The organism is Streptococcus sp. 4155, from assembly GCF_013276695.1.
Lineage (GTDB): Bacteria > Bacillota > Bacilli > Lactobacillales > Streptococcaceae > Streptococcus > Streptococcus pseudopneumoniae.
Genome location: NZ_VMLM01000020.1, coordinates 1 through 18,168, shown reverse-complemented (window position 1 = coordinate 18,168; position 18,168 = coordinate 1). Strand labels below are relative to the sequence as shown.

18 protein-coding genes are annotated in these 18,168 nt (G+C 36.5%); 13 read left to right on the top strand and 5 right to left on the bottom strand.

Features of this window, described 5'->3' with window-relative positions; genetic code table 11:
* Nucleotides 1–218: 218 nt before the first annotated feature.
* From HT715_RS02805 to sdaAB, 3 genes are read right to left on the bottom strand one after another with little or no spacing between them, the layout of a single operon-like run.
* Complete coding sequence (locus tag HT715_RS02805; RefSeq protein WP_172922817.1) at nt 219–851, bottom strand: HAD family hydrolase; 633 nt, start codon at nt 849–851, stop codon at nt 219–221.
* Between the two features lie 21 nt (nt 852–872).
* The gene (gene sdaAA / locus HT715_RS02800) at nt 873–1,745 is read right to left on the bottom strand and encodes an L-serine ammonia-lyase, iron-sulfur-dependent, subunit alpha (RefSeq protein ID WP_000500040.1); all 873 of its coding nucleotides are present in this window, start codon (nt 1,743–1,745) and stop codon (nt 873–875) included.
* A gap of 8 nt (nt 1,746–1,753) precedes the next feature.
* Nucleotides 1,754–2,425: an L-serine ammonia-lyase, iron-sulfur-dependent subunit beta gene (gene sdaAB, locus HT715_RS02795; RefSeq protein ID WP_000838912.1), complete on the bottom strand. Its 672-nt coding sequence runs from the start codon at nt 2,423–2,425 to the stop codon at nt 1,754–1,756.
* A gap of 241 nt (nt 2,426–2,666) precedes the next feature.
* Here sdaAB and HT715_RS02790 point away from each other — a divergent pair, with 241 nt between their 5' ends.
* Nucleotides 2,667–3,254 (top strand): LysM peptidoglycan-binding domain-containing protein, encoded by a 588-nt coding sequence (locus tag HT715_RS02790; RefSeq protein ID WP_000836442.1) that lies wholly within the window; start codon nt 2,667–2,669, stop codon nt 3,252–3,254.
* Nucleotides 3,255–3,305: 51 nt separating this feature from the next.
* Here the strand turns inward: HT715_RS02790 and HT715_RS02785 are convergent, their stop codons facing one another.
* The gene (locus tag HT715_RS02785; RefSeq protein ID WP_138701322.1) at nt 3,306–4,169 is read right to left on the bottom strand and encodes a helix-turn-helix transcriptional regulator; all 864 of its coding nucleotides are present in this window, start codon (nt 4,167–4,169) and stop codon (nt 3,306–3,308) included.
* A 527-nt stretch (nt 4,170–4,696) separates the two neighbouring features.
* On the opposite strand from HT715_RS02785, the gene HT715_RS02780 reads away from it, so the two are divergent.
* The 11 genes from HT715_RS02780 (at nt 4,697) to argH (ending at nt 15,331) form a co-directional block, all read left to right on the top strand.
* Nucleotides 4,697–5,098 carry a hypothetical protein gene (locus tag HT715_RS02780; RefSeq protein WP_000732159.1) on the top strand — a complete coding sequence of 134 codons (402 nt, stop codon included), beginning with the start codon at nt 4,697–4,699 and terminating at the stop codon, nt 5,096–5,098.
* A gap of 73 nt (nt 5,099–5,171) precedes the next feature.
* Nucleotides 5,172–5,963 (top strand): hypothetical protein, encoded by a 792-nt coding sequence (locus HT715_RS02775; RefSeq protein ID WP_138701821.1) that lies wholly within the window; start codon nt 5,172–5,174, stop codon nt 5,961–5,963.
* Entirely contained in the window at nt 5,950–6,756 is an 807-nt protein-coding gene (locus tag HT715_RS02770) for a hypothetical protein (RefSeq protein WP_000713604.1), read from the top strand. Before HT715_RS02775 ends, HT715_RS02770 begins: the two co-directional genes overlap by 14 nt.
* 13 nt (nt 6,757–6,769) lie before the next feature.
* Complete coding sequence (locus HT715_RS02765; RefSeq protein WP_049779943.1) at nt 6,770–7,417, top strand: ABC transporter ATP-binding protein; 648 nt, start codon at nt 6,770–6,772, stop codon at nt 7,415–7,417.
* 296 nt (nt 7,418–7,713) lie between these two features.
* Nucleotides 7,714–8,301 (top strand): hypothetical protein, encoded by a 588-nt coding sequence (locus tag HT715_RS02760; RefSeq protein ID WP_001108790.1) that lies wholly within the window; start codon nt 7,714–7,716, stop codon nt 8,299–8,301.
* A gap of 295 nt (nt 8,302–8,596) precedes the next feature.
* Nucleotides 8,597–8,881, top strand: coding sequence for a lactococcin 972 family bacteriocin (locus HT715_RS02755; protein ID WP_138701822.1), 285 nt, complete (start codon nt 8,597–8,599; stop codon nt 8,879–8,881).
* 54 nt (nt 8,882–8,935) lie between these two features.
* Complete coding sequence (locus HT715_RS02750) at nt 8,936–11,044, top strand: amino acid ABC transporter permease (protein WP_050223631.1); 2,109 nt, start codon at nt 8,936–8,938, stop codon at nt 11,042–11,044.
* Nucleotides 11,041–11,682 carry an ABC transporter ATP-binding protein gene (locus HT715_RS02745; protein WP_050223630.1) on the top strand — a complete coding sequence of 214 codons (642 nt, stop codon included), beginning with the start codon at nt 11,041–11,043 and terminating at the stop codon, nt 11,680–11,682. The genes HT715_RS02750 and HT715_RS02745 overlap by 4 nt, the downstream gene beginning before the upstream one ends.
* Nucleotides 11,683–11,888: 206 nt before the next feature.
* Nucleotides 11,889–12,695: an ABC transporter substrate-binding protein gene (locus tag HT715_RS02740; RefSeq protein ID WP_050223629.1), complete on the top strand. Its 807-nt coding sequence runs from the start codon at nt 11,889–11,891 to the stop codon at nt 12,693–12,695.
* A 16-nt stretch (nt 12,696–12,711) separates the two neighbouring features.
* Nucleotides 12,712–13,908 (top strand): argininosuccinate synthase, encoded by a 1,197-nt coding sequence (locus HT715_RS02735; RefSeq protein ID WP_014017181.1) that lies wholly within the window; start codon nt 12,712–12,714, stop codon nt 13,906–13,908.
* Between the two features lie 28 nt (nt 13,909–13,936).
* Nucleotides 13,937–15,331, top strand: coding sequence for an argininosuccinate lyase (gene argH, locus HT715_RS02730; protein ID WP_000164984.1), 1,395 nt, complete (start codon nt 13,937–13,939; stop codon nt 15,329–15,331).
* Between the two features lie 285 nt (nt 15,332–15,616).
* On the opposite strand, the gene HT715_RS02725 is transcribed toward argH, so the two are convergent.
* Entirely contained in the window at nt 15,617–16,480 is an 864-nt protein-coding gene (locus HT715_RS02725) for a helix-turn-helix transcriptional regulator (RefSeq protein WP_001268175.1), read from the bottom strand.
* A gap of 649 nt (nt 16,481–17,129) precedes the next feature.
* Between HT715_RS02725 and HT715_RS02720 the strand changes: the two genes are divergently transcribed.
* On the top strand, nt 17,130–17,615 hold the full coding sequence (locus HT715_RS02720) for a hypothetical protein (RefSeq protein ID WP_172922816.1): 486 nt from the start codon (nt 17,130–17,132) through the stop codon (nt 17,613–17,615).
* The last annotated feature ends 553 nt before the right edge of the window (nt 17,616–18,168 follow it).

Sequence of the window (18,168 nt, the reverse complement as noted above, 5' to 3'; positions counted from 1 at the left end):
CGTCAGTTCTATCCACAACCTCAAAACAGTGTTTTGAGCTGACTTCGTCAGTTCTATCTGCAACCTCAAAACAGTGTTTTGAGCTGACTTTGTCAGTTCCATCTACAACCTTAAAACAGTGTTTTGAGCAGCCCGCAGCTAGTTTCCTAGTTTGCTCTTTGATTTTCATTGAGTATTACTTCATTTTCTTCTGAAATAGAGTTGTCGCCCAGTCTATGCTATTGAAAATACGCCAAAACTTCTAAGGGTTTGTGAGCGATATAATCAGGTTGATAGTTTAGTAGATTTGCTTGCTCTCCAAATCCCCAAGTGACGGCCAATTTCTGAATACCTGTTTCTCGAGCTCCCAGAATATCAAACTTGGTATCTCCGATGATGATGGCTTGTTCTGGTGCTAGTTGATGTGTCTGTAAGGCTTGGTGAATGACATCTGCCTTATGGGGTGCTTCAGGGCTAGAACCATAAATACCATCAAAGAAATGATGGATTTCCAAGTTTTTGGCCATGTCTTGAGCAGTAGATGTATTCTTTGTCGTGGTGATGTAGAGTGGATAACTGCTCGATAACTCCTCAAGCAAGTCTATAATCTGAGGAAAGAGTTGAGCTTCATAGATGCCTTTTGCCTTATAGTAAGAACGATATATCTGCATGGCTTCAGAAATTTGGTCTTTGGACAGGCAGGTCGCAAAACTACTTTCGAGAGGTGGTCCCATAAAACCACGAATAGTTTTGGCATCAGGGCTAGGCACCCCCAGCTCTTTAAAGGTATAGGTAAAGGCATTGTGAATCCCGATAGAACTATCAACGAGGGTTCCATCCAAATCGAAAAAAATCGCTGTGATAGAGGTCATGGTTTCTCCTATTTGATAAGCTTATTCTCCGAAAATCTCTTTTTGGAGGCGACGACCAGTAGGGGTGGTAGCGAGTCCACCTTCAGCTGTTTCACGAAAGGCAGTTGGCATGCTTGCTCCTACTTGGTACATGGCATCGATCACTTCATCCACAGGGATTTTAGATTCGATACCTGCCAAGGCCATGTCTGCTGCGATGAAAGCAAAGCTAGCTCCCATGGCATTACGTTTGACACAGGGAACTTCGACCAAACCTGCAACAGGGTCACAGATGAGGCCTAGCATATTTTTAATGACAAAGGCAATAGCTTGACTGGCCTGATAAGGTGTTCCACCTGCAGCCAGAGTCAAGGCGGCAGCACTCATAGCAGAGGCTGAACCAACTTCAGCTTGACACCCACCCTCAGCACCTGAGATGGAGGCATTGTTTGCGATGACTAGTCCAAAGGCACCAGCAGCAAAGAGGAAATCCAATTGTTGCTCGTGGCTGAGGTCTAATTTTTCAATAGCAGCAGTGAGAACGGAAGGGAGACAACCGGCACTTCCTGCGGTAGGAGTAGCGCAGACCAAGCCCATTTTAGCATTGTGTTCATTGACTGCGATAGCATTTCGGGCAGCAGAGAGAATCGTGTAATCTGATAAAGTTTTTTCGTTTTTGATGTAGTGATCCAATTTGGCAGCATCTCCACCTGTCAGGCCACTACGAGATTTATTTTCATTGAGGCCAAGTTGGACAGAGGCTTTCATAACTTCCAGATTGCGTTCCATGAGAAGGAAGACTTCTTCACGTTCGCGACCGGTCAATTCAAACTCTGTTGTAATCATGAGTTCTGCGACATTTCCTTGAAAGTCCAGATCTGCTTGCTCGACCAATTCTTTGATAGAATAAAACATGCTTCCTCCTATTTAAAGAAATTGACATTGTGGAGATGAGGGATTTTTCGAATTTCTTCGATAGCCTCATCACAGTTGCGACTGTCAACTTCGATAATCATAATGGCTTTTTCACCAGCTTTTTCACGAGTGACATTCATCTGGGCGATATTGATACCATAGCGGGAAAGCGCCTCTGTAACAAGGGCAATCATACCTGGAATATCTTGATGAACGATGATGATAGTCGGTGTATTCATATTGAGAGAGACGGCAAAACCATTGAGTTCGGTTACCTGAATATTTCCTCCACCGATAGAAATACCAGTCACGCTGATGGTCTTGTGGGCATTTTTAACAGTAATTTTAGTGGTGTTAGGGTGAGGGGCATTGCTGTCTTTCTGAATGGTCCAGACAATCTTGATACCACGCTTGTGGGCAATTTCCAGACTATTTGGAATTTCAGGATCATCTGTATCCATTCCTAAAATACCTGCAACAAGGGCTAGGTCTGTTCCGTGACCACGATAGGTCTTGGCAAATGAGTTAAAAAGTTGGAATTCAACTTCTGTCGGAGTATCATCAAAAATGGAAGAGACAATCTTCCCAATACGAACAGCACCAGCGGTATGGCTACTAGATGGGCCAATCATAACTGGTCCGATGATATCAAAGACAGATTGAAAACGAAGTGATTTCATCAGTTTCCCCTTATAAAAATTCTTATCTCTATTATATCAAAGAATGAGGGGCTTGGCTTTAATTGTGGATGAAAACCTTTCTAATACCTCAAATAGCATAAAAATAGTATCTTTTATGACAAAAAACACCTTATTTAGGGAAATAAAAAATAATTTTGTAATATTTCTACATAAAAGTGTCAAGAGACGGTAATATTTAAAGGGTATGATAGAACTATAGAAAGAAGGAGAATTTTCGAATATGAAATCAATAACTAAAAAGATTAAAGCAACTCTTGCAGGAGTAGCTGCCTTGTTTGCAGTATTTGCTCCATCATTTGTATCTGCTCAAGAATCATCAACTTACACTGTTAAAGAAGGTGATACACTTTCAGAAATCGCTGAAACTCACAACACAACAGTTGAAAAATTGGCAGAAAACAACCACATTGATAACATTCATTTGATTTATGTTGATCAAGAGTTGGTTATCGATGGCCCTGTAGCGCCTGTTGCAACACCAGCGCCAGCTACTTATGCGGCACCAGCCGCTCAAGATGAAACTGTTTCAGCTCCAGTAGCAGAAACTCCAGTAGTAAGTGAAACAGTTGTTTCAACTGTAAGCGGATCTGAAGCAGAAGCCAAAGAATGGATCGCTCAAAAAGAATCAGGTGGTAGCTATACAGCTACAAATGGACGTTATATCGGACGTTACCAATTAACAGATTCATACCTGAACGGTGACTACTCAGCTGAAAACCAAGAACGTGTAGCAGATGCCTACGTTGCAGGACGTTACGGTTCATGGACAGCTGCTAAAAACTTCTGGCTTAACAATGGCTGGTATTAAGAACTAACTAGCAGAATAATATGAAAGGGTCGAGGAAATTACTCGACTTTTTTATATTTCTTTCGGTTGATAATAGGTCTCCACTTCTTTTTTGAGAAAGGCTAGAATGGAAGTTTCATCGGTCAGCTCCAGAAGGGAGAAACCTTTTTGGATAAGTTTAGAATCATCCCTACAAATCCCGATACGGACATAGCAGATAGCAAGCCTATCGTAGTGCTTCTTTTTCTTGGCATCCTCTAGTAAAGTATAGCAGATTTGTTGACACATGTTTTTGTCTTGATGGTATAAGTAAATGGTGGACAGATTGAGTAGGATTGCCATTCGTAAGTCATATAAATGTTGGTAGTTTTTATAGACTTCCAAGCGTTGCAAGATTTTTCCAGTGATGAGATGGAGGTGTTCAATGGGAAAGCTGAAAAGAATGGTATTGAGGATTTTTAGGTCATTTTCATACCATGTATCTTGTTTTTCAATTTTTTCCCAAAGCTTTTTGATAGTCTGTTTTACTTGGTCTGACAGTTGCTCTGTACCATGTTGACGGATATGAATGACAACTTCCAGCATATCCCTGATCTCTTCTATAGAGAGGTCATGATGGGTCTTGAGATAGTTTTGGCATTTTTGAAATAGTTTTTCGAGTTCACTAGTCCCTAGGATTGAGCTCATATTGAGATAGGTTTGCATGATTTCTGTTCGTTGGCTTGGTTGATAGAGATGGCAGATATAGTCAAACTCTTCAAAACTCATATTGATTTGCTGGAGAAGAAACTCCATATTTTCATATTTGGGAGTTGCTTTACCGCCTTCAATCTTTGATAGGCTGGTTCTTGAGAGGACATTTCCACAGACCTCTTCTTGGGTCAAGCCTTTTGACTCGCGTATTTCTTTATAGACCTTTCCGAAATCATAACGCATAATTTTCTCCTTTTCGTGAAAAAAGTTAACAAATAATAAAATCTAGTTAAAAATATTGTATCATAGTAACAGGAATAGTAAAAAAGAAAACTAAAATAATGTGTGAAAAAAGTTAACTAATTTTAAAATAGAATAAAGAAGAGGTATACTATAGATACAAAATATGGATAGGAGGGAAAAAGTATGAATAAAAAAGTTTTTCGCTTTTTAGTTGTTCTTGCTTTCTTATTTAGCATTGCTACGGTTTTCCCATGGAAATGGCCGATATAATGCGCTAGTTGCAAAAATGAAAGGAAGATGAGTCCAATGGATTATTTAGTAATTACATAAGATTTTCTGTGAATGTTAATTTCGTTTTAAGGTAGTTATTCTATAAATTTGAATTCATTATAATTTTGATTTTTAGTTTATCATATTTGGTTTCACAGGAAGTATATCATATCCCAAATTAAAGAAAACAACACAATACAACATGTTTTTCATTTTGTATTGTGTCGTAAGTGGAGCGAAAGGATTGGATTGTAATAATGAAAAAACTAGATACTAAAACAAAGTTATTTGCAAGTATATGTGCTACGTTAATGATTGGTGCAATGGCTGTCTCTGCTAGAGAAATTTCGGACTACGATATGATTATGCCGAGATTCGGAGGTCGTACAGTGACTGACTCATTATATAAAACAAATCAATCAAGAGGAGTAAATAATAATACATCAATCGGTGGTGGTTATACAATGCACTGTGCTATTTTTAGAGGTGACGCTCAAATGACACGTACATATTCTTCAGGCAGTGGAGATAGGATTTATTTGAATTATAATAGTCCATCAGATGCAGAAGGATCTAATCTTAGATTGGGTGGATGGACAGGGTTCGCAACATATGTTAAAGTTCAAACCAGCGGTTCGTGGAGTCCTGATGAGTATTAAGAGCTAGAATATAGGTTTGTATATTTGGGGGTGAGCATGTTCGCTCATCCCATTTGTTTTATAGGAGAGAAGTATGGATTACAAGGTCAGTATATTTTTAAAAGGGATGAAAAATAAGCAATTCTTTTTAGCAATATTAATTATTTTAACTTCTATGATATTTTCTGTAAGTGCATTTATTGAAGAGGGGATGGAGTATTTTTTTAATCATGATTATATTGTGGTATTTTTACAAGGTTATAATGGTGATAGGTCGTTGTTAATAGTTTTGGTACCTCTTATTGCAACAATTCCTTTTGCGTCACAGCATATCGAAAATAGAAAAAGTGGAATAATGAAATATATTATATCAAGGATGGGATATAAACAGTATTTTAATTCTATTTTTATAATCAATGGATTCATATCATTTACAACATTTATTTTTGGAATGTTATTATTCTTGATAATGTCAATTTTATTTTTTAATAGAAGTATAAATATGGATGCTTATTATGCAATAACAAAAGTTTCTATTTATGAATCAGCAGTGAGGACATCCCCGTTATTTTATGTAGTAATAATCATTTTACATTGTTCCTTTGTTGGCGTTGCATATAGTAGTGTTGGATTGGCGATGTCATATTTTATTAAGAGCAAATTTGTTGCATGGTTATCCCCATTTATTTTAACGACAATAGGATCATTGTTTGCTATGTTTTTAGGTCTTACTAAAATTGAACCAATGGCAATTTTTGATGTTTCAAGAGTAAAAGGAATAAGCATAATATTTGTTTTTGTATATTTGATACTTGTAGTAGTAATATCATATTGGATGTCGTATAAAAAATTTAAAAGGGATATAGAAACTGATGAAGAAATTTAAAGAATTAAAAAATAAAGAAGATTTTTATATAGGTTTTATATATTTATTAGTGGCTTTTGCTATATTAGCAAATTTTAGTCAGCTGATAGTATTGAAATATAAATTTGGGAATTTTCATTTTGGTGAGCTGATTCTTATCATGTTTAATGATTCCTATACTGGATATTTCACATTTCCGTTTTTATTAGCTTTCATAATGATGCTACAAAGCCCAGTTGAACAAAATATATTTTTTGTACTAAGTAGGTATTCAAGTAGAAATGATTTTTATAGAAATAAGCATTTCAAAATTTTGAAAAGTGTGATTTATTATGTGGTTAGTATTTGTATATTTTCCACTATAGTAGGAATAGGAGATTCTAACTTTGGCATCGGCATTTCAACAGCCACAAAAAAATTTTCAGAAACGTATTTATTTGGAAATTTTGAAACGAATATCGTAATTTATGAGATAGGGAAGATAATAATTTTACAAGGATTGTTGCTATATTTCTTTTCCCTGCTCCATGCACTTTTAACACAGTTTAGAATATCACAATCGTTAGTATTTGTTATCTATACGGGCACTTTGATTGTAATGGCGGGTTCAACATTGGGCTTGTTAGGAGAACATCTGAGACCATTTTCATTGTTTTCTATTTCCGGTTCAGTATATGGTTACGGTATAAATTTCATTGGTAGATGTGGGATATTGGTATTTGTTGATGCAATGTTAGTTCTATTAAATTTTAAAATATTTGAAAATAAAGATATTACATTACCTAAAGGAAGTAAGCAGTATCAAGATGAGTAAGGAGTTGAAACGTATGGATTGTATAAAAGTAGATCATCTTTCAAAAACATTTGGGAAAAAGTGTGTTATAGATGATGTTAGTTATGTTTTTGAATCAGGTAAAATATATGGAATTATAGGAACCAATGGATGCGGGAAAAGTGTATTATTTAAAATGATTTCAGGACTAATGAAACCTACTACGGGTAAGATTACAGTTGGAAGTGTAATTGTTGGTGAAAATGGCTCTATGCCACTTGATGTAGGCTTACTTATTGAACATCCAGGATTTTTGTCTAGTCTAACTGCATTAGAGAATTTAGAGCAATTAGCTACAATCAAAAATAAAATTACTAAGAAAGAGATTGAGGAAGTCTTGAATAAGGTAGATTTATATCAGGATAAAGATGTAAGAGTAAAAAATTATTCATTAGGTATGTTACAAAGGTTAGGGATTGCCCAAGCATTGATGGAAAATCCTAAGATTTTACTCCTAGATGAACCATTTAATAGTATGGACTATGAAGGTGTAGAAGAACTTAGAAAAATAATTAAGAGTTATGCTCGAAAGAATCATATTACTATGTTGGTCACATCTCACAATAAAGAGGATATTGAAGTATTATCTGATATTGTTCTTGAATTGAAAAATGGTAAATTAGTTGAGATATCTAACTTTTAGTAATGGTAGGTGGCTAACTTTATTATAGACCTTCCCGAAATCATAACGCATGATGTACTCCTTTTTGTGAAAAAAGTTAACAAATAATAAAATCTTAGCAAAAATATTGTATAATAGTAATATAGAAAGTAAGGGAGAAAACTAAAATAAGTTTAAGTAGTACTATGATGTAGCTAGAAAAGAAAGAATTCTAGCTTGATACAATATTACCAGTCTTATTTAAAGTTGTTATGGAACTATTTTCAAAATAGATAGGCCTCTTCTTTAGGCAGAAGCGTGAATCAGGAGGTTAAGTGATGAACTACAATTTAAAATATCTTTTATCAGGAATATTTGTCCTAGCCTTTATAGGTTTCCTAGTCTGGATGCGTTATTTTAATCAGAAGAAGGAAGAAGAGCATTCGGATGTGTCTTTTGAAGCGAGGTTAGATAGTGAGGTCAAGGACTTATATAAACAACTAGGATTGGGTGAGGAGCCTCATTATTTCTTAGCGTATCGCTACCTACATCCTTGGTTTGATTTGGCGATTTTACCACCAACAGTTGAAATTTTCTTAACTAAAATAGCGCTGGTGATGGTAACTCCAGATGAACTACTGATAAGAAATCTTGGGAATGGGATGACTTTCACAAGTGAGCATCATCGTGATTTGCGGCAAGGACTTATCCGCATTCCAAAATCAGAGATGAAAGAATTTGAGATTCGTAACTGGAAAAAATTTTTTGTATTTGGCGATTTTTTGACAATTAAAACAAGCCAACATAGCTATTATTTACAGGTTAGAGATGATGGACTTCAAAAAGGAAGTCTTTCTACCAAACATTTCTCAGACTTGAAACGACAAGATTTTCTAGGATTATTAACAGATAAAAGAACATTCTGATCGACAATTGCCCTAGTTGTTTATTGTAAACTTTACAAATTTGGCTTGTAATTTTTTTATAAAATTCACTTCAATTACTTGACAGTTATTATATTTTCGCTTATAATAATATAGATAAAAGGATGGGATAGGAGTTTAAAAATTTGAAAACGCTATCCATGTTGTTTATTGGGCTGATTCTTGAGTAATAGTTAGAGTGTGCTTAATACTACTCTGGTTGTTCAAAGACCTGATACAGAAGAGAACTATTCTCCTAGTTAAGAGTAAGTTCGTTGTTTAAAAATGAAATGAGATAGTGAGAAAATTAGTTAAAATTGGTGTTGCATCTTTAATGGTATGTAGTATACTTGCTTCTACAAGTGTTTTGGCAGTATGGGTTGATGGTGGTCAATGGAACTATGGAGTAGGATGGTCAGGAAATTTTGGTTATTCTGATTATTTACATTCTACTCGCTCTCATACAGCAACTGTTAAAGATGGAAATAAATTCTCTAAGGATAGTGCAGAAGCTGAGGCATGGGCTCGGGCTTCAATCTTCAAATTCCCACCAACGGGAATGGAATATTTCTATGGATTTTAATTAAAATTCTCCCTCCCCTTTTGGAGAGGGAGTTTCTTTACGGGAGGTATCTCTATGAAAAAAATCAGTCATCTTTGTATGCTCCTGCTCTTGCTGTGTACTACGTTTTTTGTCCTGAATGTAAATGTTACACGAGAAATAGTGCGGATTCAGGAGATGGGCAAGACAATTTATTCATTTGACTTGTACTTGAAAGATGTCACTAAACCGACAGAAACGATTCTCCAGTTTTTTGAAGAGGTTGCAAGCCAAGACAAGGTCTCTATTATCAAAGTAGATAATGGCGATGAGGTCGTCAAGGCTGGTGTTTTTGATAAGGAAACCTTCCCCTATCAGGAGTTCGGTCTGACTTCTCTTGATTTTTCAAAGAATGAGAAGGGAGTCTACAGTAACCAGAACCTTCCCAATAATCTAGGAACCATTCCCACCTTTTTAAAGGTGAAACTCATTCGACTCCAGACCTTCCAATCTTATATTGAGGATAAATCCCATACTGTAAATGGACGCTACATGATTACCTCCAGCAAAGAGATAGATCGTGATACCATTCTACAAAAGTGGAGTGATTTTTTCCAGATAGATAAGACGATTTTATTAGAACCCACTTACCGAAGTCAGGTTGGAGTGCTAAATCAAGATTTGTTACTATCTATCATTATCTTTATCTTGGCAATCTTGCTTGTGATTTTAATGACAGTTTATCAGCCGATGATGGAGATGAAACGAGTGGGGGTTCAAAAGTTACTTGGTTTTCAAAGCAGGGCGATTTTAGCTGGTTTTGTAAAGACTAATTTTTATCTTCTCTTGGGTGGAAGTCTTGTCATTGACTTGGGACTATTTTTAGTGCTGGACTACAGGCCAAAACTTTTGTTTCCAAGTTTACTCTTATCCCAATTTCTGCTTTTACAGTTGTATTTGTTCATCAGTTGGCTGACCTACCTGATGATTCAGAAAATGACAGTCAGTTCCATGTTGAAAGGTTTTTCATCTTTCAAATTTGGTCTTATCTTCAATTATGTGATGAAAATAGGGACAACTATTTTACTGACGGCCTTACTGATTGGGGTGGGCAGAAGTTTAGAACAAGAAAACAAAGAACTTGCTTATCAGCAACAGTGGGTAAGTCAAGGTAATTACCTGACCTTAGAAACCTTCAAACTCAATGATAATCTGTGGCAAGAAGAGCTAGCAGGGTCAGGGAAATCTACAGATTATTTCTATCGATTTTATCAGGATTTGGTAGAAAAAACGCAGGCGGGCTATGTGCAGAGTAGCAGTCTTCCTGTAAAAAATTTTGTCCAATCAGAACAGATTCAGCAATATCAGTTAACAGATACGGTGGATGTTTACTATGCCAATCGCAATTTTCTAAAGAGCAAGGGATTCAAGCTACCAGATACCGGCACTAAAAAGGTGATTTTGTTGCCAGCTAGTGACAAAGGACAAGAAGATAAAAATCAGCTCTTGGGGAAGTTAATTGCCTTTCATTCGATGAAGTATGAAGAGCAGCAAAAACGAACGATAGAGGAGATGGATGTCGAGATTGCCTATTATGAAGGAGATTGGTCATTTTTCCCATATAGTGATAAGCGAAAGGAAAATCTCTCCAATCCAATTATTAGCTTGGTCAATGATTCTGATATGATGTGGGATGAGAAAGCCTCCCTGTCAACAACTGGCTTAAATAATCCGATTAAAATTGAAAATACGGTTCAACATCAAAAAGAGATTACAGAGTTAGTTGAGAAATTGTCAGATGGAAATTATTTAAAATTTTCATCTATTCAAGCCATTCAACAAGAGAAAGTGGATTCTTATCGAGATGCTGTTCGGAATTTTAACCTACTCTTTGCTTTGTTTGGTCTCCTTAGCATGATGATTTCCTACTTCTTACTAGTAACAACTTTCTTATTGAAGCGCAGGGATATCATTACAAAGAAGTTTATGGGGTGGAAACTGGTCGATCGCTACCGTCCTCTCCTCGTTCTGCTCTTGCTGGGCTATAGTCTGCCTCTTCTAGTCTTGATTTTCTTTGCCCATGCGTTCTTGCCATTTCTGCTGTTTGCAGGCTTTACATGTCTGGATATACTATTTGTGCTAGTTTTGGCTTCTAGGATGGAGAAAAGAAGTCTAGTAGAGTTATTGAAAGGGGGTATCTTATGATTGAGTTGGAAAATATTACCAAAATCATTGGGGGAAAAGTGATTTTGGATCACTTGTCTCTCAGGATTGATCAGGGGGATTTGGTAGCCATTGTTGGCAAGAGTGGTAGTGGTAAGTCAACCTTGTTAAATTTATTAGGTTTGATAGACGGTGAATATAGCGGACGGTATGAGATTTTTGGTCAGACAAATTTAGCGGTCAATTCTGCTAAGTCGCAAACAATAATCCGTGAACATATCTCTTATCTATTTCAAAATTTTGCCCTGATTGATGATGAAACGGTCGAGTACAATCTCATGCTGGCGCTGAAATATGTGAAATTGACCAAGAAAGACAAGCTCAAAAAGGTGGAAGAGATTTTAGAGAGAGTAGGTTTGTCAGCTACTTTGCACCAAAAGGTCTCCGAGTTGTCTGGTGGCGAACAACAACGAATTGCAGTTGCTAGAGCCATCTTAAAACCCAGCCAGCTGATTTTAGCCGATGAACCAACAGGTTCTCTGGACCCTGAAAATAGAGATTTGGTCTTGAAGTTTCTCCTAGAGATGAATCGAGAGGGGAAAACAGTCATTATTGTGACCCACGATGCTTATGTAGCCCAACAATGTCATCGTATCATTGAATTGGGCGAGGGAAAATGAGTTCATTCAGCTTCATTTGACTGACTGAATACTCATGTTTTTCAGAGAGAAATAGCATAAATACGCCTAGGAATGACATTTTTATGTAATTTTCCTAGGTTTTTCTGTTTTAAATTGAAAAAAATTACAATTTAGGCTTGACAAAGGATGAAGATAGGTGTATTATTTATACAAACAAAAGGAATAAACATAAAGGAGGCTTTGTTATGAATAAGATGAAGAAGGTGTTGATGACGATGTTTGGTTTAGTGATGCTCCCCCTACTATTTGCTTGTAGTAACAATCAATCGGCTGGAATTGAAGCCATCAAGTCCAAAGGAAAATTGGTTGTAGCCCTCAATCCAGATTTTGCTCCATTTGAATACCAAAAAGTAGTTGATGGGAAAAATCAGATTGTGGGTTCAGATATCGAATTAGCCAAGGCTATCGCAACAGAACTAGGTGTCGAATTGGAACTATCTCCTATGAGTTTTGACAATGTACTGGCTAGTGTTCAATCAGGTAAAGCTGACCTTGCCATATCTGGTGTTTCTAAGACAGATGAGCGGAGCAAGGTGTTCGATTTTTCAATTCCCTACTATACTGCAAAAAATAAACTCATTGTCAAAAAATCTGACTTGGCCACTTATCAGTCTGTAAACGACTTGGCGCAGAAAAAGGTCGGAGCACAGAAAGGTTCGATTCAAGAGACGATGGCGAAAGATTTGCTACAAAATTCATCCCTCGTATCTCTGCCTAAAAATGGGAATTTAATCACAGATTTAAAATCAGGGCAAGTGGATGCCGTCATCTTTGAAGAACCAGTTGCCAAGGGATTTGTGGAAAATAATCCTGATTTAGCAATCGCAGACCTCAATTTTGAAAAAGAGCAAGATGATTCCTACGCGGTCGCCATGAAAAAAGATAGCAAGGAATTAAAAGAGGCAGTCGATAAAACCATTCAAAAGTTGAAGGAGTCTGGAGAATTAGACAAACTCATTGAGGATGCCTTTAAAGCGTCCATTGAAAAATAGAAAGAAGGAAAAGAATATGAGTAAAGAAAAAGTAATTTTGGCCTATTCTGGCGGTTTAGACACATCAGTTGCTATTACCTGGTTAAAGAAAGATTATGATGTTGTTGCAGTCTGTATGGATGTGGGTGAAGGGAAAGACTTAGATTTCATCCATGATAAGGCTCTTAAGGTTGGGGCAGTAGAATCTTATGTCATTGATGTTAAGGACGAATTTGCTACAGATTATGTGCTAGTGGCTCTTCAGTCACATGCCTACTATGAACAAAAGTACCCCTTAGTATCTGCCTTGAGCCGCCCTCTTATTTCTAAAAAATTGGTTGAAATCGCGCATCAGACAGGAGCGACTACAATTGCTCATGGTTGTACAGGTAAGGGGAATGACCAAGTACGTTTTGAAGTATCGATTGCAGCCTTGGATCCCAATTTAAAAGTGATTGCGCCAGTTCGTGAATGGAAATGGTCTCGGGAGGAAGAAATTCATTATGCCAAGGAAAATGGGGTGCCTGTTCCTGCTGACCTTGACAATCCCTACTCTGTCGACCAAAATCTTTGGGGACGTGCCAATGAGTGTGGTATTTTGGAAAATCCATGGAATCAGGCTCCAGAAGAAGCCTTTGGTATCACAACTTCTCCAGAGCAAGCTCCAGATACGCCAGAGTACATTGATATTGAGTTTAGTGAAGGCGTTCCAGTTTCCCTTAATGGAGAAGGGTTAAAATTGGCAGATTTGATTCAAAAACTCAATGAAATAGCTGGGAAACATGGGGTCGGACGGATTGATCACGTGGAAAATCGTTTGGTTGGGATTAAATCAAGAGAAATCTATGAGTGCCCAGGGGCAGTGACCCTGCTGACAGCTCATAAGGAAATTGAGGACTTGACGCTTGTGAGAGAAGTAGCTCATTTTAAACCAATTATAGAAAATGAATTATCAAATCTCATTTATAATGCTTTGTGGTTTAGTCCGGCTACGCAAGCCTTGATTGCTTATATTAAAGAAACTCAAAAAGTTGTCAATGGGACTGCAAAAGTTAAACTCTATAAGGGGAGCGCTCAGGTCGTGGCTCGGAAATCACCAAATTCTCTTTACGATGAAAATTTGGCGACGTATACCAGTGCAGATACCTTTGACCAAGATGCGGCTGTTGGCTTTATTAAGTTGTGGGGACTTCCAACCAAGGTTTATTCTGAGGTTCAAAAAAGCGCCAAATAGGGCGATTGGATAGAGAGGTGGATGTGATATGACTAAGAATACAAAATTATGGGGTGGTCGCTTTGAAGGTACTGTCGAAGACTGGGTAGAGCGCTTTGGTGCGAGTATATCTTTTGACCAGAAATTAGCAAAATTTGATGTGATTGGTTCCTTAGCCCACGTTCAGATGTTGGGTCAGACGGGCATTTTGAGTTTGAATGAGTCAGAAAAGATTCAAGAAGGCTTGAAAGAGCTTTTAGAAGAGCTAGAGGCAGGCCAACTTGACTTTGATATCGGAAACGAAGATATTCATATGAATATGGAAGTGTTACTGACAGAAAAAATTGGTCCCCTTGCAGGGAAGCTACATACAGCTCGTTCTCGAAATGACCAAGTTGCGACAGATATGCACTTGTATCTCAAGGAGCAACTAGGTCATGTCCTAGATAAACTGGCTCATCTCAAGGGTGTTTTATTAGACTTGGCGGAAAATCATGTGGAGACGATTATGCCGGGCTATACCCATCTGCAACATGCCCAGCCTATTAGTTTTGCCCATCATCTGATGGCTTACTACAATATGTTTCAAAGAGACAGTGAACGTTTTGGATTTAACCAGAAGCATACAGATCTATGCCCTCTAGGTGCGGCAGCTTTGGCAGGGACGACTTTCCCCATTGATCGCCAATTGTCTAGCGATTTGCTGGAGTTTAAGCAACCTTATACAAATTCTTTGGATGCTGTTAGTGACCGCGATTTTATCTTAGAATTTCTATCAAATGCCAGCATACTCATGATGCATATGAGCCGTTTTTGCGAAGAAATGATCAATTGGTGTAGCTTTGAGTACCAATTCATTACCTTGTCAGATACGTTTACAACAGGTTCCTCTATTATGCCCCAAAAGAAAAATCCAGATATGGCTGAGTTGATTCGAGGAAAGACTGGTCGAGTTTATGGGAATCTGTTTGGACTATTGACAGTCATGAAGTCCTTGCCTTTAGCTTATAATAAGGATTTGCAAGAGGATAAGGAAGGAATGTTTGACACGGTCGAAACGATTTTAAATTCCCTTGATGTATTGGCAGGTATGTTATCTAGCTTACAGGTAAATAAGGAAAAAATGCAAGAGTCTACAGAGAAGGACTTTTCAAATGCGACTGAGTTGGCAGATTATTTGGCAGGGAAAGGTTTGCCATTTAGAGAAGCTCATGAGGTTGTGGGAAGATTAGTGTTAGACTCTATCAAGTCTGCTAAAAATATTCAAGATTGGAGTCTGGAGGAATTGCAAACCTATCATTCCCTCATTGCTGAGGATATCTATGTCTACTTGCAACCTAAAACTGCTGTTCAAAGACGAAATTCCTTGGGAGGTACAGGGTTTGACCAAGTGAAATACCAAATTGCAGTCGCTAAGAAAGCGAATGAAGCTAAAAAGTGCTAGATTGATAGGTTCAGAATAAGAGGTTGGTCGATTGACAGCCTCTTTCTTGTCGTTAAAAAAGTGAGATATATTGACTTTTGAAAAAAATGTCATAATTGAGTTGGGATAAACGTAAAAGTCATACTTTCTCGTTAAATCGTTCGGCGATTCATGGTGACATGGACACGTAGTAGTAAGCAAACTATGTGGCTTGGCAGAGCTAAAAACTTCGGGATTAACAATGGCTGGTATTAAGAACTAACGAACAAATAATATGTAAAGAGTCGAGGAAATCCCTCGGCTTTTTTATCTTTCCTTCGCTTGGTAATAGATCTCTACTTCTTTTTCGAGATGAGACAGTATAGAAGTTTCCTCGGTTAGCTCCAGAAGGGAGAACCCTTTTTGGATAAGTTTAGCATTATCTGTACAAATCCCAATACGGACATAGCAGATAGCCAGCCTATCGTAGCTTTTCTTATTCTTGGCGTCCTCTAGTAAAGTGTAGCAGATTTGCTTACACATGTTTTTATCTTGAGTGTATAGATAGAGTGTGGAAAGGTTTAATAGAATTGTCATTCGCAAGTCATATAAATGTTGATAGTTTTTATAGACTTCTAGGCGTTGCAATATTTTTCCAGTGATGAGATGGAGGTATTCAATGGGAAAACTGAAAAGAATGGTATTGAGGATTTTTAGGTCACTCTCATACCATGTATCTTGTTTTTCAATTTTTCTCCAAAGTTTTTTGACAACCTGTTCTGCGTGATCTGATAGTTCACCTGCCCCGTGTTGACGGATATAAATGACAACTTCAAGCATATCTCTGATTTCTTCTATAGGGAGATCGTGGTGGGTCTTGAGGTAGTCTTGGAATTTTTGAAATAAATTGACAAGATCGCTGGTCCCGATAATGGAACGCATATTGAGATAGGTTTGCATAATCTCTGTGCGTTGACTTGGTTGATAAAGTTGACAGATATATTCAAACTCTTCAAAACTCATATTGATTTGACGGAGAAGAAATTCCATATTTTCATATTTTGGGGTTGTCTTGCCACTTTCGATTTTTGATAAGCTGGTTCTTGAGAGAACACCCCCACAGACCTCTTCTTGGGTCAGCCCCTTTGACTCACGTATTTCTTTATAGACCTTTCCGAAATCATAACGCATGATTTTCTCCTTTCTGTGAAAAAAGTTAACAAATAATAAAATCCTATTAAAAATATTGTATCATAATAACAGGAATAGTAAAAAAGAAAACTAAAATAATGTGTGAAAAAAGTTAACGTAATTTTAAAATAGAGTAAAGAAGAGGTATACTATAGATATAAAATAAAGATAGGAGGAAAAAGTATGAATAAAAAAGTTTTTCGCTTTTTAGTTGTTCTTGCTTTCTTATTCAGCATTGCTACGGTTTTCCCATGGAAATGGCCGATGTGATGAGTTCGTTTTTAATAAAGAAGGAAGGTGAGTCCAATGGATAATTTAGTGATTGCATAAGATTTTCTGTGAATGTTAATTTTGTTTTAAAGTAGTTATTCGATAAATTTGAATTAATTATAATTTTGATTTTTAGTTTATTACATTATTTCATAGAAGTTTTAATAAATAATAATATTAAAATATGTGTATTGTAAATGGGATAATAAAGACGATATTAGTTATAGTAGATTAACTCTATAAAGTAAATTACCATAAATAACTGAAATCAATCGTTTTCAATATTCGATTTGAATAATACTTGTTTCTTGTTTTGATACACAATATAAACTTAGCGTTGCTTATTTTGTTAGATTTTTTAAGAATTATGGAGAATAACATGAAAAAATTAATAACATCATCTATAGTAGCATTATCATTATTTGGAGCAGTGGCTCCAACACTTGCTAATGCATCTACGATTTCTAATATAAGTAGTTCAGATAAGGTGGATGAATTTACTTCCGCAGATATAAATATAATTACAAATTACGGACAGTATTCATATGATAAAAAATTGACAGAAGTTGCTTTGAAATTAGAAAATTATTTTTCGAAAAATGAATATGGAGATCCAGTTTTATACGCAACTAAAGAACAGTTAATGGAAGACTTAGAGATTACTGAGCAGGAAGCTGAAGATATATTATCTATTGCAGAATTAGATGTGAGAAAAACTCAATTTAGAGGATTTGTCGGTTTGTATATTAATCTTGGTCCTAAAATTAGAAGTATGAATGGATGGGCTGCTGCGCTTGTAACAGCTTCTGCTGCAGCATTAGCTAAATGGGGTGTTGAAAATGGTGTAACTGTCTTGCATCTATGAGATCACATACCTGGCATTAGTTTGTCTTATAACGTGTATATCCCATAATATGACTCATTTAAAATTTTATATCAAATCTGTTCTTAGTTCATTGGTATTTTTTATCCTTTTAATTTTTTTTATTAAAAATATATATTATCCTGCTTTAAAGATAACTATTGAAGTTATTCTGACATTTTCGATAGGTAGTCTTTGTTATTCTATTTTTTGTAAAACAAATCATGCTGCTTTTCTGCCAATCTCGGTTGTTTTATTTCTGCTGACTCTCTATTTGCTGGGAGGATAGTGTTTTAGTAGGAACTTTGTCAGTTTGCATTTTTCTCTTGTGGGAATGCTACCATTGAAATCTTAGTAGCATTAAGTGGAGTAAATTTGCTGTCAAGATTTTTCAAAAAAAAGAGAAGTAAATAGATTTGTTAGTGGATTGTTAAGACGAAAGGTAAAATTGGGATATTTAAAATGAAACATTTTTTTGCTGGAATTGGTGAAATTCATTTTTTGTCATTTTTATTATATCCAATCACTAGTCCAATAATTGGACTAGTGATTGGAT

Excerpts from the sequence above, each read along its gene's own strand:
- HT715_RS02805 (WP_172922817.1), bottom strand. The coding sequence starts at position 851 with ATGACCTCTATCACAGCGATTTTTTTCGATTTGGATGGAACCCTCGTT.
- sdaAA (WP_000500040.1), bottom strand. The coding sequence starts at position 1,745 with ATGTTTTATTCTATCAAAGAATTGGTCGAGCAAGCAGATCTGGACTTT.
- sdaAB (WP_000838912.1), bottom strand. The coding sequence starts at position 2,425 with ATGAAATCACTTCGTTTTCAATCTGTCTTTGATATCATCGGACCAGTT.
- HT715_RS02790 (WP_000836442.1), top strand. The coding sequence starts at position 2,667 with ATGAAATCAATAACTAAAAAGATTAAAGCAACTCTTGCAGGAGTAGCT.
- HT715_RS02785 (WP_138701322.1), bottom strand. The coding sequence starts at position 4,169 with ATGCGTTATGATTTCGGAAAGGTCTATAAAGAAATACGCGAGTCAAAA.
- HT715_RS02780 (WP_000732159.1), top strand. The coding sequence starts at position 4,697 with ATGAAAAAACTAGATACTAAAACAAAGTTATTTGCAAGTATATGTGCT.
- HT715_RS02775 (WP_138701821.1), top strand. The coding sequence starts at position 5,172 with ATGGATTACAAGGTCAGTATATTTTTAAAAGGGATGAAAAATAAGCAA.
- HT715_RS02770 (WP_000713604.1), top strand. The coding sequence starts at position 5,950 with ATGAAGAAATTTAAAGAATTAAAAAATAAAGAAGATTTTTATATAGGT.
- HT715_RS02765 (WP_049779943.1), top strand. The coding sequence starts at position 6,770 with ATGGATTGTATAAAAGTAGATCATCTTTCAAAAACATTTGGGAAAAAG.
- HT715_RS02760 (WP_001108790.1), top strand. The coding sequence starts at position 7,714 with ATGAACTACAATTTAAAATATCTTTTATCAGGAATATTTGTCCTAGCC.
- HT715_RS02750 (WP_050223631.1), top strand. The coding sequence starts at position 8,936 with ATGAAAAAAATCAGTCATCTTTGTATGCTCCTGCTCTTGCTGTGTACT.
- HT715_RS02745 (WP_050223630.1), top strand. The coding sequence starts at position 11,041 with ATGATTGAGTTGGAAAATATTACCAAAATCATTGGGGGAAAAGTGATT.
- HT715_RS02740 (WP_050223629.1), top strand. The coding sequence starts at position 11,889 with ATGAATAAGATGAAGAAGGTGTTGATGACGATGTTTGGTTTAGTGATG.
- HT715_RS02735 (WP_014017181.1), top strand. The coding sequence starts at position 12,712 with ATGAGTAAAGAAAAAGTAATTTTGGCCTATTCTGGCGGTTTAGACACA.
- argH (WP_000164984.1), top strand. The coding sequence starts at position 13,937 with ATGACTAAGAATACAAAATTATGGGGTGGTCGCTTTGAAGGTACTGTC.
- HT715_RS02725 (WP_001268175.1), bottom strand. The coding sequence starts at position 16,480 with ATGCGTTATGATTTCGGAAAGGTCTATAAAGAAATACGTGAGTCAAAG.
- HT715_RS02720 (WP_172922816.1), top strand. The coding sequence starts at position 17,130 with ATGAAAAAATTAATAACATCATCTATAGTAGCATTATCATTATTTGGA.